At 70.2% G+C, this 14,892-nt stretch carries 12 protein-coding genes; 4 read left to right on the forward strand and 8 right to left on the reverse strand.

From position 1 onward, the window contains the following. The first annotated feature begins 96 nt into the window (after positions 1–96). Complete coding sequence (locus EJ357_RS18930; RefSeq protein ID WP_126399654.1) at positions 97–552, forward strand: GNAT family N-acetyltransferase; 456 nt, start codon at positions 97–99, stop codon at positions 550–552. A 122-nt stretch (positions 553–674) separates the two neighbouring features. Here EJ357_RS18930 and galK read toward each other — a convergent pair whose 3' ends face one another. The 3 genes from galK to galT all read right to left on the reverse strand — a co-directional run bounded on the left by galK (position 675) and on the right by galT (position 3,984). Beyond that, on the reverse strand, positions 675–1,838 hold the full coding sequence (galK, locus tag EJ357_RS18935; RefSeq protein ID WP_126392800.1) for a galactokinase: 1,164 nt from the start codon (positions 1,836–1,838) through the stop codon (positions 675–677). Between the two features lie 101 nt (positions 1,839–1,939). Further along, complete coding sequence (gene galE, locus EJ357_RS18940) at positions 1,940–2,902, reverse strand: UDP-glucose 4-epimerase GalE (protein ID WP_126392801.1); 963 nt, start codon at positions 2,900–2,902, stop codon at positions 1,940–1,942. After that, complete coding sequence (gene galT, locus EJ357_RS18945) at positions 2,899–3,984, reverse strand: galactose-1-phosphate uridylyltransferase (protein ID WP_126392802.1); 1,086 nt, start codon at positions 3,982–3,984, stop codon at positions 2,899–2,901. Before galT ends, galE begins: the two co-directional genes overlap by 4 nt. A gap of 219 nt (positions 3,985–4,203) precedes the next feature. Between galT and EJ357_RS18950 the strand changes: the two genes are divergently transcribed. After that, positions 4,204–5,907 carry a sodium:solute symporter family protein gene (locus EJ357_RS18950; protein ID WP_126392803.1) on the forward strand — a complete coding sequence of 568 codons (1,704 nt, stop codon included), beginning with the start codon at positions 4,204–4,206 and terminating at the stop codon, positions 5,905–5,907. A gap of 21 nt (positions 5,908–5,928) precedes the next feature. Then, the gene (locus EJ357_RS18955; RefSeq protein ID WP_126392804.1) at positions 5,929–6,315 is read left to right on the forward strand and encodes a hypothetical protein; all 387 of its coding nucleotides are present in this window, start codon (positions 5,929–5,931) and stop codon (positions 6,313–6,315) included. Between the two features lie 66 nt (positions 6,316–6,381). On the opposite strand, the gene EJ357_RS18960 is transcribed toward EJ357_RS18955, so the two are convergent. The 4 genes from EJ357_RS18960 to EJ357_RS18975 form a co-directional block, all read right to left on the reverse strand. Next, complete coding sequence (locus EJ357_RS18960; protein ID WP_126392805.1) at positions 6,382–6,936, reverse strand: PH domain-containing protein; 555 nt, start codon at positions 6,934–6,936, stop codon at positions 6,382–6,384. Between the two features lie 39 nt (positions 6,937–6,975). Further along, on the reverse strand, positions 6,976–7,668 hold the full coding sequence (locus EJ357_RS18965) for a helix-turn-helix transcriptional regulator (RefSeq protein WP_228473093.1): 693 nt from the start codon (positions 7,666–7,668) through the stop codon (positions 6,976–6,978). A gap of 307 nt (positions 7,669–7,975) precedes the next feature. After that, the gene (locus tag EJ357_RS18970; RefSeq protein ID WP_126392807.1) at positions 7,976–9,703 is read right to left on the reverse strand and encodes an outer membrane protein assembly factor BamB family protein; all 1,728 of its coding nucleotides are present in this window, start codon (positions 9,701–9,703) and stop codon (positions 7,976–7,978) included. Between the two features lie 174 nt (positions 9,704–9,877). Continuing rightward, entirely contained in the window at positions 9,878–11,689 is a 1,812-nt protein-coding gene (locus tag EJ357_RS18975; protein ID WP_126392808.1) for an ABC-F family ATP-binding cassette domain-containing protein, read from the reverse strand. Between the two features lie 253 nt (positions 11,690–11,942). On the opposite strand from EJ357_RS18975, the gene EJ357_RS18980 reads away from it, so the two are divergent. Continuing rightward, positions 11,943–13,556, forward strand: coding sequence for a S8 family peptidase (locus tag EJ357_RS18980; protein WP_126392809.1), 1,614 nt, complete (start codon positions 11,943–11,945; stop codon positions 13,554–13,556). 78 nt (positions 13,557–13,634) lie between these two features. Here EJ357_RS18980 and EJ357_RS18985 read toward each other — a convergent pair whose 3' ends face one another. Then, entirely contained in the window at positions 13,635–14,762 is a 1,128-nt protein-coding gene (locus tag EJ357_RS18985) for a peptidoglycan recognition protein family protein (protein WP_323378021.1), read from the reverse strand. Between the last annotated feature and the right edge of the window lie 130 nt (positions 14,763–14,892).

The following is a 14,892-nucleotide window of genomic DNA, read 5'->3' on the forward strand; positions in this document are numbered from 1 at the left end:
CTGATCAGCACCGGCCCCCACCGGTGCTGCTCATCAGAGTACGGCCGGGTGGCAGGAGCGGAAGGTAATTTGCAGAACTGGTTGGCTGACGCGTTTATGGTGAGCCGCATGTTTCGTCTGGAGACAGAAGTCGACAAATCACGGCAGGATCTGCTCCGCCGGCGGCTGCGGGACACCAACACCGCGGCCTCCCCCATCCTCCGCGCCCTGCGCGGAACCCCTGGTGAACGCGAACTCCCGCTCCAGGTATGGGCGTTGGACGACTCGGGGGCCGTGGCCGGCGGGCTGGTCGGTCACACGTGGACCACTTGGCTCCATGTCACCTACCTCTGGGTCGACGAACGCCACCGCGGTGCCGGTCTCGGTTCGCATTTGCTCGCACGCGCGGAGCGCACGGCCCACGGCGAACGGGGCTGCACCGCCGTACGCCTGGAGACCTGGGACTTCCAGGCGCCGGAGTTCTACAAGAGGCAGGGGTACGACGTGGTGTGTGTGATCCCGGACTATCCGCCGGGGATCACGGAGTACACCCTCATCAAACGGCTGGGGTGAGCCCCGGGGCGTCCAGGCGTCGATGGGCTTGGCGGTCCTGCTGCTGTCTGACTGAAGGGGGCATGCCAGATCTCCGTAGTGATCGGAGACCCAGGTGTCAACAACGTCCGGCAGTTTTATACCTAGCCCACCCGCCGCGCCCCCGCCGCCGGCACCGCCTCGAACACGCGGGGCGCGGTGAATCCGGCGGAGGCGAAGGCGTCCTCGACCGCCTTAGTGATGGTCTCGACGTCGGCCTCCTGCGCCAGCACGATCGCCGAGCCGCCGAAGCCGCCGCCGGTCATGCGGGCGCCGAGCGCGCCGGCTGCCAGCGCGGTGTCCACGACCAGGTCGAGTTCGGCGCAGGAGATGCGGAAGTCGTCCCGCAGAGAGGCGTGGCCCTCGACCAGCACCGGGCCGATCGCCCGCGTCTCGCCCGACTCCAGCAGGGAGACGACCCGCTCGACGCGCTGGTCCTCGGTGACGACGTGACGCACCAGGCGGCGTACCTCCTCGTCGTCGCCGAGCCGGTCCAGCGCCGTGTCCAGGTCGTCGTAGGCGACGTCCCTGAGCGCGTCGACGCCCAGCAGCGCGGCGCCCTTCTCGCAGCCCGCGCGGCGCTTGCCGTACTCGCCCTCGCTGTGGGAGTGCTTGACCTGGGTGTCGACGACCAGCAGGCGCATGCCCTCGGCGGCCAGGTCGAAGGGGATCTGCTTCTGGGAGAGGTCGCGGGTGTCGAGGAACAGGGCGTGGCCGGCCTCGCAGCACGCGGACGCCGTCTGGTCCATGATGCCGACCGGGGCGCCGACGTAGACGTTCTCCGCGCGCTGGCACAGACGGGCCAGCTGCCAGCCCCTCTGGCCCAGGTCGTACAGGTCGTTGAGGGCGAGCGCGACGACGACCTCCAGGGCCGCCGACGACGACAGGCCCGCACCCGCGGGGACCGTCGAGGCCAGGTGGATGTCGGCGCCGGTCACCGCGTGGCCGGCCTGGCGCAGGGCCCAGACGACGCCCGACGGGTATGCCGTCCAGGCCTTGTCCGACTCGGGCGCGAGGTCGTCGAGCCGCAGCTCCACCACACCGCCCTCGACGTCCGCCGAGTGCAGCCGCAGGACGCCGTCCCTGCGCCGTGAGACCGCCGCGACCGCCGTGTGCGGCAGCGCGAACGGCATGACGAAGCCGTCGTTGTAGTCGGTGTGCTCGCCGATCAGGTTGACCCGGCCCGGCGCGGCCCACACCCCCTCCGGCTCGGCCCCGTACAGCTCCTTGAACCGCTCGGCGACCGCGGCTGCCGTGTCGACGCTCATCCCCTGACCCTGACCTTCCGTGCTGAACCGGCCCTGTCGGCCGGTGAGTTGACCGGCCGCACAGCCGTAGAACCTACGGCCGGCCGTGCCGGTCGTAGAACTTAACCTGCGCGCCGCTGCGCGAACTCCCACGCGTCCGCGACGATCCCCGCAAGGTCCGCGCGGGACGGGTTCCAGCCGAGCCGCTCGCGGGCGGTGTCGGCGGAGGCGACCAGGACCGCCGGGTCGCCGCCGCGGCGCGGGGCCACGACCTCGGGGATCGGGTGCCCGGTGACCTGGCGGACGGTCTCGATGACCTCGCGCACGGAGAAGCCGTTGCCGTTGCCGAGGTTGCAGATCAGGTGCTCGCCCGGCTGGGCGGCCTTGAGCGCCAGCAGGTGGGCGTCGGCCAGGTCGGCGACGTGGATGTAGTCGCGCACGCAGGTGCCGTCCGCCGTGGGGTAGTCGTCGCCGAAGACGGAGATCGCGTCGCGCCTGCCCTGGGCGACCTGAAGGACGAGCGGGATGAGGTGCGACTCGGGGTCGTGGCGCTCGCCCTGCTCGCCGTAGGCGCCCGCGACGTTGAAGTAGCGCAGGCTGACCGCGCCCAGGCCGTGTGCCGCCGCCTCGCCGGTGATCATGTGGTCGACGGCGAGCTTCGAGGCGCCGTACGGGTTGGTCGGCCGCGTCGGCGCCGACTCGACGATCGGCACCTCCTTCGGCTCGCCGTACGTGGCCGCCGTGGAGGAGAAGACGAGCTTGCGCACGCCCGCCTCGCGCATCGCGCCGAGCAGCGCCATGGTGCCGCCGACGTTGTTGTCCCAGTACTTCTCGGGCTTCACGACCGACTCGCCGACCTGCGAGAACGCGGCGAAGTGCAGCACCGCGTCGAAGGAGGAGTCCAGCCACTTGGCGGCGTCGCGGATGTCGCCCTCGATGAAGGACGCCCCGGACGGCACACCCTCACGGAAGCCGGTGGAGAGGTTGTCCAGGACGACGACCTCCTCGCCGGCCTCGATCAGGTGCTGCGCGACCACGCTGCCGACGTAGCCCGCGCCACCGGTGACCAGAAACTTCCCACTCATGTACTCGCTACCTCTCGCAGTCGCTCGGCCGCGCGCTCCGGCGGCACATCGTTGATGAACACGCTCATGCCGGATTCGGAACCCGCGAGGAACTTCAGCTTGCCGGAAGTGCGGCGGATGGTGAAAAGCTCGAGGTGAAGCGCGAAGTCCTCACGGACGACGCCCTCGAAGTCCTCCAGCTGCCCGAACGGCGCCTGGTGCCAGGCGGCGATGTACGGCGTCGGAGGCTCGCCCGCGGAGCCTTCCCCTCCATTCCCCTCGTCGAAGATCCGGTCGAAGCGCCTCAAGAGTTCCAGATACACCTTGGGGAACTCTGTGCGCGCGTCCTCGTCGAGGGCGAGCAGATCGGGCACGCGGCGCTTGGGGTACAGGTGGACCTCGTACGGCCAGTGCGCGGCGTACGGCACGAAGGCCACCCAGTGTTCACTCTCCAGGACGACCCGCTCGTCGGCGAGTTCACGCTCCACGACGGCGTCGAAGAGGTTCTCGCCGCCGGTGGCGTCCTTGTGCGCGGCGAGGGAGCGCAGCATCAGGGCGGTGCGCGGGGTGGTGAAGGGGTAGGCGTAGATCTGCCCGTGCGGATGGCCGAGGGTTACACCGATCTCGGCGCCGCGGTTCTCGAAGCAGAACACCTGCTCGACGGAGGGCAGGGACGACAGTTCGGAGGTCCGGTCGGTCCATGCGTCGAGGACGAGCCGGGCCTGCTCCTCGGTCAGGTCGGCGAAGGACGCGTTGTGGTCGGAGGTGAAGCAGACGACCTCGCAGCGCCCGGAGTCGCCGGCGAGCGAGGGGAAGCGGTTCTCGAAGACGACGGCGTCGTACGACGAGTCCGGGATCTCGCTGAGGCGGTCGCCCTCGGAGGGGCACAGCGGGCACTGGTCGGCCGGCGGGTGGTACGTCCGCCCCTGCCGGTGCGAGGCGATGGCGACACGGTCGCCGAGCAGTACGTCGTGACGGACCTCGGACGTCGTGACGGTCCGGTCCAGGGGGCGGCTGTCGACCGCGTCCCGTACGGCGTCGTCACGCAGGTCGTAGTAGATGAGCTCGCGACCGTCGGCCAGCCGGGTCGAGGTCTTCTTCACGCCGGACTCCATTCGAGCCACTCAGGCCTTCCGAGACTCTCGAGACTTCACCGCGTCTTCTCCGAGCCTCCATCAAACAGAACTAAACATAGGGAAACACAACTCACCACGACAGTCAACATCACAATCAAACAAAGAGCGTCACACGACGTGTTCAATTGCTGAACGCAGGGGCGTAGGTTCCGCGCTGTATCGGTTCGCCAAACGAAGCGAGTACATATGCACACCCCCACACAAACCCCCACAAACTCCCCCACCCTTCTCGCCGCCGAGCTACGGCTCCCCACGAACTGGCTCGACTACACGCTCCTCGGTATCTACTTCGTCGTCGTGCTGGGCATCGGCTTCGCCGCCCGCCGCTCGGTGAAGACCAGCCTCGACTTCTTCCTCTCGGGCCGCTCCCTGCCCGCCTGGGTCACCGGCCTCGCGTTCATCTCCGCCAACCTGGCCGCCACCGAGATCCTGGGCATGGCGGCGAACAGCGCGCAGTACGGCGCCTACACCGTGCACTGGTACTGGATCGGCGCCATCCCGGCCATGGTCTTCCTCGGCCTGGTGATGATGCCCTTCTACTACGGCAGCAAGGTCCGCTCGGTCCCGGAGTTCCTGCTCCTGCGCTTCGACAAGGGGGCGCACCTGCTCAGTTCGATCCTGTTCGCCTTCGCCGCGATCCTGATCGCCGGTGTGAACCTCTACGCCCTGGCGATCGTGGTGGAGGCCCTGCTGGGCTGGCCCCAGTGGGTGGCGATCGTGGTCGCGGGATTCTTCGTGCTCGCGTACATCACCCTCGGCGGACTGTCCTCCGCGATCTACAACGAGGTCCTGCAGTTCTTCGTGATCCTGGCGGCCCTCATCCCCATCACGGTGCTGTCCCTGAAGAAGGTGGGCGGCTGGGACGGCCTGAGCGACAAGCTGACCCAGACCCACGGCGACGACTTCGTCACGGCCTGGGGCGGCACGGGCATCGGCGAGGCGAACCCGCTGGGCGCGAACTGGCTGACCATCGTGCTCGGCCTCGGCTTCGTGCTGTCCTTCGGCTACTGGACGACGAACTTCGCCGAGGTCCAGCGCGCGCTCTCCGCGAAGAACCTCTCAGCCGCCCAGCGCACCCCGCTGATCGCGGCGTTCCCGAAGATCTTCATCGTGTTCCTGGTGATGATCCCGGGGCTGGCGGCCGCGGCCCTGATCCCGGGCTTCGGCACCAAGGAGTCGGGCTACCAGTACAACGACGCCATCCCGTACCTGATGGAGGGGCTGCTGCCGAACGGCGTGCTGGGCATCGCGGTGACCGGTCTGCTGGCCGCCTTCATGGCGGGCATGGCGGCGAACGTGTCGTCCTTCAACACGGTGTTCACCACCGACATCTGGGCGAAGTACGTGGTGACGGACCGCGAGGACGGGTACTACGTCCGCTTCGGCCGCCTGATCACGGCGATCGGCGTGCTGGCGTCGATCGGCACGGCGTTCCTGGCGTCCTCCTTCTCCAACATCATGAGCTACCTGCAGACCCTGTTCTCCTTCTTCAACGTGCCGATGTTCGTGGTCTTCATCGTCGGCATGTTCTGGAAGCGGGCGTCGATGAAGTCGGGCTTCTGGGGCCTGCTGGCCGGCACGACGGCAGCGATGGTCAACTACTTCGTCTTCTACAAACAGGACATCATCTCCATCCCCTCCGACCAGGGCGCGAACTTCGTCTCCGCGATCGCGGGCTTCGTGGCCGGCGGGGTCGTCATGGTCGCCGTCTCGCTCTTCACGGCACCGAAGCCGACGGAGGAACTCCAGGGGCTGGTCTACGGCACCCGCTCCCCCGGCATGGCCGAGCCGCCGGCACCGGGCGACGAGGCCTGGTACCGCAAGCCGGCACTGCTGGGCTGGGGAGCGATCGTGCTGGCGGCCGCCTGCTACATCCCGTTCTCCTTCTGACGACCGGAGGTTGAGAGACCCATGACAGAGAACTCCGACCACTCCGACCGCTCCGCGAACCCGGACCACCCCGAGCACTCCGCGCGCCACGGGTACTCCGAGAAGGACGTCCAGCGGGAAGTCACCGAGCTGGAGGGGAAGTCCGCGACAGCCGCCCGGCTCTTCGACATCCGGCGCATCATCGGCGGCCTCTTCGTGATCTACGGCGTGATCGTCACGATCGTCGGCCTCACCGACGACGACGCCGCGATCGACAAGGCCGAGGGCATCAACATCAACCTCTGGACCGGCCTCGGCATGCTGCTGCTCGGCCTGTTCTTCCTGGCGTGGCTGAAGCTGAGGCCCACGGCTCCGCCGCCGCCGGACGTCGACGCGGGCGCCGCGCCGGGAGGCGGGCCCACCGAGTAGCGGCCAGGCGCCGACCCCCGACGTGTACGGGGCCGAGGTCCGCCGGGACCCCGGCCCCGTACGCGTTCATCGACCAGCGACGGTCACCAGCGTCAGAGCTCGCCCACCGGGCAGGGCGAGAACCCCACCCCGCCGCACATCCCCCGCGAACCAGGCGCCGTTCTCCAACTCCGCCGTCCACCGCCGCCACCGGAACGGAGCCCGCGCCTTCATCACCGGCGTCCAGTCGTCCGCACCGTCACCGACCTTCGCCTGCACGGCGATTCCACCGCGCACCCGGGCCCCCCGGACCCTGCGCACCGAGGTGCAGTACTGCCAGGGGTGGCCACCCAGCGTCGTGTCGATCGCCCGCACGCACTGCATCGAGAGAGAGGCCAGCGCCAAGGGACGAAGACTGACGAACATCAGCAGCAGGAAGACAGCCCGCACGGTCTCCAGATCCCGGTCCCGGATGACGACGACGGCCAGAGTCAGCAGCGCCCACACAACGCCCCACACCACCAGCCGAACCAACCCGCGTCGCCATGTCGCCACGAGGACGGACTGGGTCTGCGGGTCGTCGACGGCGCGGGGGGCGGTGGGGGGCGGGGCGCTCTGGTGCACTGGGAGATCGCTCTTCATGCGGGCGATTCTCCCCTGGAAGGAACCTGGGCTCTTCGGTCAGGGCCCCAGCCCTGGACCCGCATCCGGGGCCGAGTGCGGCACAGGCCCCGCCCGATCCAGCAACCCCGTCCGCGCCGCCAGCGCCGCCGCCTCCAGTCTCGAACCGACCCCCAGTTTCATCAGCACCCGCTGGACATGGGTACGGGCCGTCGAGGGGGCGATGCCCATGCCCGCGGCGATCAGGCGGGTGTCCTCACCGTCGGCGACGCGGACCAGGACCTCGACCTCGCGCGGGGTGAGCATCTGCAGCAGTCGCTGGCCTTCGTCGTCCGGTTGGGCGGCCGGGTTGAGGAGTTCGCTGAACGCGCCCTGGAGCAACTGCGGGGCCACCGCCGCCTCGCCCGCCCGGGCCTTCATGATCGCCCGTTCGACGCCCTCTATGCGCTCGTCGTGCCGGACATAGCCGGAGGCGCCCGCCGCGAACGCCGCCGCTATGCCGCGCGGGCTCGGCACCGGGCCCAGGACGAGCACCGCCACCTGCGGGCGCTCCCGCTTGATCTTCACCACCGGGTCGAATATGCCCGGCTCGGCCGGTGTCGCCGTCCCCAGCAGGCACACCTCGGGCGCCCGCGTGATCACCAGTTCCGCCGCCCCCGCGGCGGGCGCCGCCGCGGCCAGCACCCGGTGCCCCCTCAGTTTCAGTGCCGAGGCCAGCGCCTCGGCGAGCAATCGGTGGTCGTCGACCACCATGAGCCGCACTCCCATCGAGCAACCCCCCAGTCCCCCCAATGGATCTCCATCAATACCCAGGACCGGCTCCGCCGATCCGGACGCCCCACTATGGATGCCCACTGGTCCGCGCGGACAGAAGCCCCCTCCCGGCTCCCCCGCCTTTCATGCCCCCGGAAGCTACACGCTTGTTCGACATTGCGCTCCCCCTACCGGTGAGAAGTGCCCCGGAACGGCGGAATTTCTGGCGTTCCGCGCATTCGCGGACGACGGGCAGTACGCCCCCACGCCCCCCTTGGGCACCCGTCGGTCGACCGTCATTCGCCCTTCAGGCACCCGTGCCGAACGCGATCACCAGGTACTCCTTCGCGGCCGGGCTCGCCGATCCGCTCGCCCGCACCGCCGAGATGTACAGACGCCCCTGCGCGTAGAGGTACTCGGCGCGCTCCGGAGGCAGGCCCGCCTCGGCCTCGCGCACGGCCTGCGTGGCCGGATTCTCCAGCAACGCGGTCTGCTCGAAGGTGACACCGTCGATGCTGACGACCCGCCCGCTCCGGGCGGCGCTCGGCGACCGCTTGTAGGCGAGCAGATTGCCGCCGTCCATCCGCAGCGGCACGATCACATAGCCCTCGCCCGCGGCCGTACGCTGGCCGGTCTGCCTGCCGGTGGTGAGGTCGAACGCGACGATCTCGTTGGTCTGTCCGGAACCGCCGCCGCCGTCATGTGCCTTCGTCGGCAGGTACAGCCGGTCCTTGCCGACCGCCGACTGCGTGCACCGCTCGATCCCGCGGAGGACGTCGCACACGGCCGTGTACCGCTCGGCCGGCGCCGAGATCCGCGTACGCAGCTTGCCGGTCCGGTTGTCGAGGGAGAAGTACTCCGAGATGCCGCTGCCACCGTCCGCGCTGCCGCCACCCGCGCTACCGCCGGCGTTCGCGGCGACGACCAGCGGGTCGGTCGAGACGATGCCGACCTGTTCGACGCCGTCGGCCATCCGGTACGCCGAGATCACCTTCCCGGTCGCCGGGTCGATGGTCTGGATGTGCAGTTGGAGCCCGCCGGACGTCCGGCACTTGCGCACCGCCACCAGCTTCGCACCGCCGCCGTACCCGGCGTCGTAGCAGGTGTCGCTCGCCTTCGGCGTCCACAGCGACGCGCCCGAGGCGATGTCGAACGCGGCGCCCCCGGCCGCCCCGCCGGCGGCGACGGTGTGCGCGCTGATGGTGACGTTGTCGAACCGGATGGGTTGGCGGCCGCGCAGGGCGGAGCCGGTCCACAGCTTCCGGCCGGCGTCGAGGTCGATCGCGGAGACCTGGGTGCAGCCGTGCGTCGGCTTCGCCTTGGTCGGCATCGCGGACTCGTGGACGATCGCCGTCAGGCCGTCCTCGGTGGTGTGGTCGGTGACCGCGCACACCGGGCCGGGCAGCGGGATCGTCCACGACTCGGTGCCCTTGTCCGGGTCGTAGCCGGTGATCTCGGCGACGCCGGTCTTGACGTACGCCTTCCCGGTCAGCCACGAGCCGGGAACGGCGCCCCCGCCGGCGCCCCCGGCCTTGGGCGAGGGCACCTGGAAGAGGACCCTCGCGGCGGGGTTGGCGGGCACCTTCTCGCTGCCCCGGGACGTCGGGTTGTCGCCCTCGCCGACCGCCTTGCCGGTGCCGCCGCCGACGCCGGCCGTGTCGTTTTTCGCGGCCTCGTCACCGGAGTCCGCGTACAGGACACCACCGCCGATGATCAGCGCGATCGCCACGACCGCCGCGACGGCGACGGCCCACCACCCCTTGGGCCTGCGCCCGCCGCCACCGGCGCCACCGGGCCCGGCGAGCGGGGGGTGCGACGGCGGGGGCGCCTGCTGGGCGCCGTAACCGGAGTTCCAGTCGTAGTCGTACGGGTCCTGCGGCTGACCGTAAGGACCGGACTGCGGACCGGGCTGCAAGCCGGGCTGACCGCAGGGGCCGCCGTATCCGGCAGGCGGCGGAGGCAGCACGGGCGGCAGGGGAGGCCTCGGCGGCGTGGGGGGCCCACCGTAGCCACCCTGCTGCGGTGGCTGGGTCATACGCGGCTCTCCCCTCGCGAACTGATGTGCCGCCACTCCTGCGCCGTCGTAAATCCGCCACACCAGCGGTTCTCGGCCTGTTGGCGAGCAAGTCTTTCTACCACCCGGCGCGGACGACGCACCGGCCCGCGTCCACCCCGGGTTCCCGAGGCGCGCGGGCCGATGCCGCCGGTGCTACGCGTCCTCGGCCAGCTCCAGCCAGCGCAGTTCCAGTTCGTCCCGCTGACCTGCCAAGTCGCGCAGTTCGGCGTCGAGTTCGGCGACCTTCGCGAAGTCGGTGGCGTGCTCGGCGATCTGGGCGTGCAGCTTGGTCTCCCGCTCGGAGAGCTTGTCGAGCTGCCGCTCGATCTTCTGCAGCTCCTTCTTGGCGGCGCGTTGGTCGGCGGCGCTCTTCTCCGGTACGGCCCTGTCGGCGGCCGGGGCGGGGGCGGCCGCGGCGGCGACCTGAGCCTCCATGCGGTGGCGGCGCTCCAGGTACTCGTCGATGCCGCGCGGGAGCATCCGCAGGGTGGCGTCGCCGAGCAGGGCGAAGACGCGGTCCGTGGTGCGCTCGACGAAGAACCGGTCGTGGGAGATGACGATCATCGAGCCCGGCCAGCCGTCGAGGACGTCCTCCAGCTGGGTCAGGGTCTCGATGTCGAGGTCGTTGGTGGGCTCGTCGAGGAAGAGGACGTTGGGCTCGTCCATGAGCAGGCGCAGCAACTGCAGGCGACGGCGCTCACCACCGGACAGGTCACCGACCGGCGTCCACTGCTTCTCCTTGCCGAAGCCGAACGTCTCGCACAGCTGCCCTGCGGTCATCTCGCGGCCCTTGCCGAGGTCCACGCGCTCGCGCACCGCCTGAACGGCTTCCAGGACACGCCAGTTCGGGTCGAGCTCGGCGACCTCCTGGGACAGATAGGCGAGCTTGACGGTCTTGCCGACGGCGATCCGCCCGCCGGCCGGCTGCGCCTCGCCCTCGGTCCGCGCCGCCTCGGCCATGGCGCGCAGCAGCGACGTCTTCCCGGCGCCGTTGACCCCGACGAGACCGATGCGGTCGCCGGGCCCGAGCTGCCAGGTCACATGCTTGAGCAGCATCTTGGGACCGGCCTGGACGGTCACGTCCTCCAGGTCGAAGACCGTCTTGCCGAGCCGGGACGAGGCGAACTTCATCAGCTCGCTGCTGTCCCGGGGCGGCGGTACGTCCTTGATGAGCTCGTTGGCCGCCTCGACCCGGAAGCGCGGCTTGGACGTGCGTGCGGGGGCGCCGCGGCGCAGCCACGCCAGCTCCTTGCGGACGAGGTTCTGCCGCTTGACCTCCTCGGTGGCGGCGATGCGTTCGCGCTCGGCGCGGGCGAAGACGTAGTCGGAGTAGCCGCCCTCGTACTCGAAGACGTCGCCGCGCTGGACGTCCCACATGCGGGTGCAGACCTGGTCGAGGAACCAGCGGTCGTGCGTGACGCAGACGAGGGCCGAGCGGCGTTCGCGCAGGTGCTGGGCGAGCCAGGCGATGCCCTCGACGTCGAGGTGGTTGGTGGGCTCGTCGAGGACGATCAGGTCCTGGTCCTCGATGAGCAGCTTGGCGAGCGCGATGCGCCGCCGCTCGCCGCCGGAGAGCGGGGCGATGACGGTGTCGAGGCCCTGCGGGAAGCCGGGCAGGTCGAGCCCGCCGAACAGCCCGGTGAGCACATCGCGGATCTTGGCGTTGCCGGCCCACTCGTGGTCGGCCATGTCCCGGATGACCTCGTGCCGGACGGTCGCCTGGGGGTCGAGCGAGTCGTGCTGCGTGAGCACGCCGAGCCGCAGTCCGCCGGAGTGGGTGACCCGGCCGGTGTCGGCCTCCTCCACCTTGGCCAGCATGCGGATCAGGGTCGTCTTGCCGTCGCCGTTGCGGCCCACGACGCCGATGCGATCGCCCTCGGAGACGCCGAGCGAGACACCGTCGAGCAGGGCACGGGTGCCGTACACCTTGCTGACGTTCTCGACATTGACCAGGTTGACGGCCATTTCTCTCCTGACAGGGGGGATCGCTCGACCCTCCAGAGTAGTCGGGCGGGCCGTCGCCCCTTCAAACGTGCCTGCTCACAGGGGCCGCACAGGGGTTCCACAGAGGCTCTGCCAAACCCCGCCGGGCCCCTACTCGCCCGTAGGGATTCCCCTAGTTGACGTGACCTCTTCAAAACGGCCACCTTATGCGCACAGACAAGGCCACCCCCCACCGCCCCGTCCGTGCACGTTTCCCAGAAGGGGTCCCACCCCCATGTTCGTGCAGCACTCCCCCGCACTCCGGACGCCCGGCCGCCGCAGACGCGGTGCGCTCGCCGCGCTCGTCTCCGCCGCCGCCCTGCTCGCCGTCGGCGCCGCGTCGACCGCCCCGGCGTCCGCGGCCCCCGCCGAGGGCGTCGTCCTCGGCGCCGACGCCCCGGGTGCCATCAAGGACAGCTACATCGTCACCCTCAAGGACAGCGCCGGCTTCCGCGCCGCCTCCGCCAAGGGCAAGGCGCTCGCCACCCGGTACGGCGCCGAGGTCGAACGCACCTACAAACAGGCCCTCAACGGCTACGCGACCGAGATGACGCAGACCGAGGCCAAGCGGCTCGCCGCCGACCCGGCCGTCGAGAGGGTGGTCCAGAACAAGACCGTCCACATCAACGGCACCCAGACCAACCCGACCTGGGGCCTGGACCGCATCGACCAGGCCGACCTGCCGCTGTCCTCGTCGTACACCTACCCGGACAGCGCGGGCAGCGGGGTGACGGCGTACATCATCGACACCGGAGTCCGCATCACCCACAGCGACTTCGGCGGCCGGGCCTCCTACGGCTACGACGCGGTCGACGGCGACTCCACCGCGCAGGACGGCAACGGACACGGCACGCACGTGGCCGGCACCGTCGCGGGATCGACGTACGGCGTCGCCAAGAACGCGGACATCGTCGCCGTGCGCGTCCTCGACGACGACGGCTCCGGCACCACCGACGGCGTGGTCGCGGGCATCGACTGGGTGACCCAGAACGCGCAGTTCCCCGCCGTCGCCAACATGTCGCTGGGCGGCGACGCCGACTCGGTGCTCGACGAGGCGGTCGAGAACTCCATCGCGGCCGGCATCACCTACGCGGTCGCGGCCGGCAACGACAACACCAACGCCTCCTCCAACTCCCCGGCCCGCGTCTCGGCGGCACTCACCGTGGGCGCCTCGACCAGCGCCGACGCGCGGTCGTCGTTCTCCAACTACGGCTCCGTACTGGACCTGTTCGCGCCGGGTTCGAGCATCACGTCGGCGTCCAACGCCTCGGACACCGGCACCGCGACCTACTCGGGTACGTCGATGGCGTCCCCGCACGTGGCCGGCGCAGCCGCCGTGTACCTCGGCGAGAACCCGAGCGCCTCGCCCTCCGCGGTCGCCTCGGCGCTGACCTCGGCGGCGTCCTCCGGCACGCTGACCAGCGTCGGAACCGGCAGCCCCAACCTGCTGCTCCAGGTCACCCCGGCCGGTGACGGCGACGGCGGAGGCGGCGACACGGGCAGCAGCTTCGAGTCGGCCGCCGACGTCTCCATCCCGGACGCGGGCTCGGCCGTCTACTCCCCGATCACCGTCAGCGGCCTCACCGGCAGCGCGCCCAGCGACCTGTCGGTGTACGTCAACATCGTCCACACCTACCGCGGCGACCTGGTGATCGACCTGGTCGCGCCGGACGGCTCGACGTACCGGCTGAAGAGCAGCAGTTCCTCCGACTCGACGGACAACGTCGACGCCACGTACACGGTGAACGCGTCCAGCGAGACGACCGTCAACGGGACCTGGCAGCTGAAGGTCCAGGACGTCTACAGCGCGGACACGGGCTACATCAACAGCTGGAAGCTGACCTTCTGAACGACGGTCCGCGCATCTTCCGTAACAGCAGTGCGCCCCGGGGACGCCGATCCCCGGGGCGCTTCACTGTGGCCGATGTCAGCGGCGGGCCGCCGCCTCGCGGACCTCGGCGAGGAGGTCGTACATGACCTGGCCGGGGCACTCGGTGGTGAAGTAGTCACGGTGGCCGCCGACCACGTGCGTGTCCTTCTTCGTGCCGTTGACGGGGTTGGTGTACGTCACCTGCGCCTGCGGGTCCAGCCCCTTGAACCGGGAGATCACCTTGATCAGCCGGATCAGGGACGCCTTGGCCGCGTCCGTGGGGGCCTGCTGGCTGAGGGTGCCGAGCAGGGCGATACCGAGGGCGCCGGAGTTGTAGCCCACGGAGTGGAAGCCCGTGACGAGGTCGCCGTCCGGGTTGAAGGCGGGTATGCCGTCGTCGCCGGAGTAGCGGCCCTCGTAGACGTTGCCGGCCTCGTCGATGAGGAAGTGGTAGCCGATGTCGCCCCAGTCGTTGGTGATCGCGTGCTGCTCGTAGATCGCGCGCACCGTCGCGGCCGGGTCGGGATCGTCGTTCGGCGTCGCGGTGTGGTGGACCGTGATGATCTGGAGCGGGTAGTACTTCTCGGGCGAGTTGACGGAGCCGTCCGGCTTGAACCGCTTGGACTCGTCGGCGCCCCAGGCCGGCCGCGAGAGGTAGCGCACGCCACGCACGCGTGTGGGCTCGCTCGGCACATGGAAGGTACGGCCGGGGCCGCCGGTGGTGTCGATCGCCAGCGAGTGCACGACCTCGATGCCGCTCGACGCCTTCAGCTCGTACGCGGTGGCGTTCTGGGCGGCGACCAGGGCCGTGCCGCCGTCCTCGACGATCGCGCAGCCGCTCTTCAGGGGCTGCCAGTCGCCGTCCGCGAGCCGGATGGCGGCGCCCTCCTTCGAGCCGGACCAGCGCACGCCGACGTAGGAGGCGGCGAAGGCGGTGGTGGTCTCGCCGGTGCCGGTGGCGGCCTCGGTGCGGGTGGCGGGGAACTTCTCCGGCGTCGTACCGGAATCGCCGGAGCCGGACGCGGAGTTGTCCGTCTCGGCGGAGTCGGTGGCAGCGAACACCATCGGCGTGATCGCGGCCCCGGCGGCCACCGCCCCGCCCGCGGCGATCATGCCGCGGCGGGACAGGGAGCGCTTTCTACGGTGGGACGAGGGGGTGGGGGTGGGGGTGGGGGATTCGGACACGGAAGTACGCCTTCCAGAGGTGCATGTGACGTGCGTCGAACCGGGGGGAAGGTCCGACGCTTGAAACGTCAACCGACCCTAATCGCCCCAGCTGTCCCACGAGTAGTCCGATCGCAGTACATCTGTGTGA

The organism is Streptomyces cyaneochromogenes (assembly GCF_003963535.1).
Lineage (GTDB): Bacteria > Actinomycetota > Actinomycetes > Streptomycetales > Streptomycetaceae > Streptomyces > Streptomyces shaanxiensis.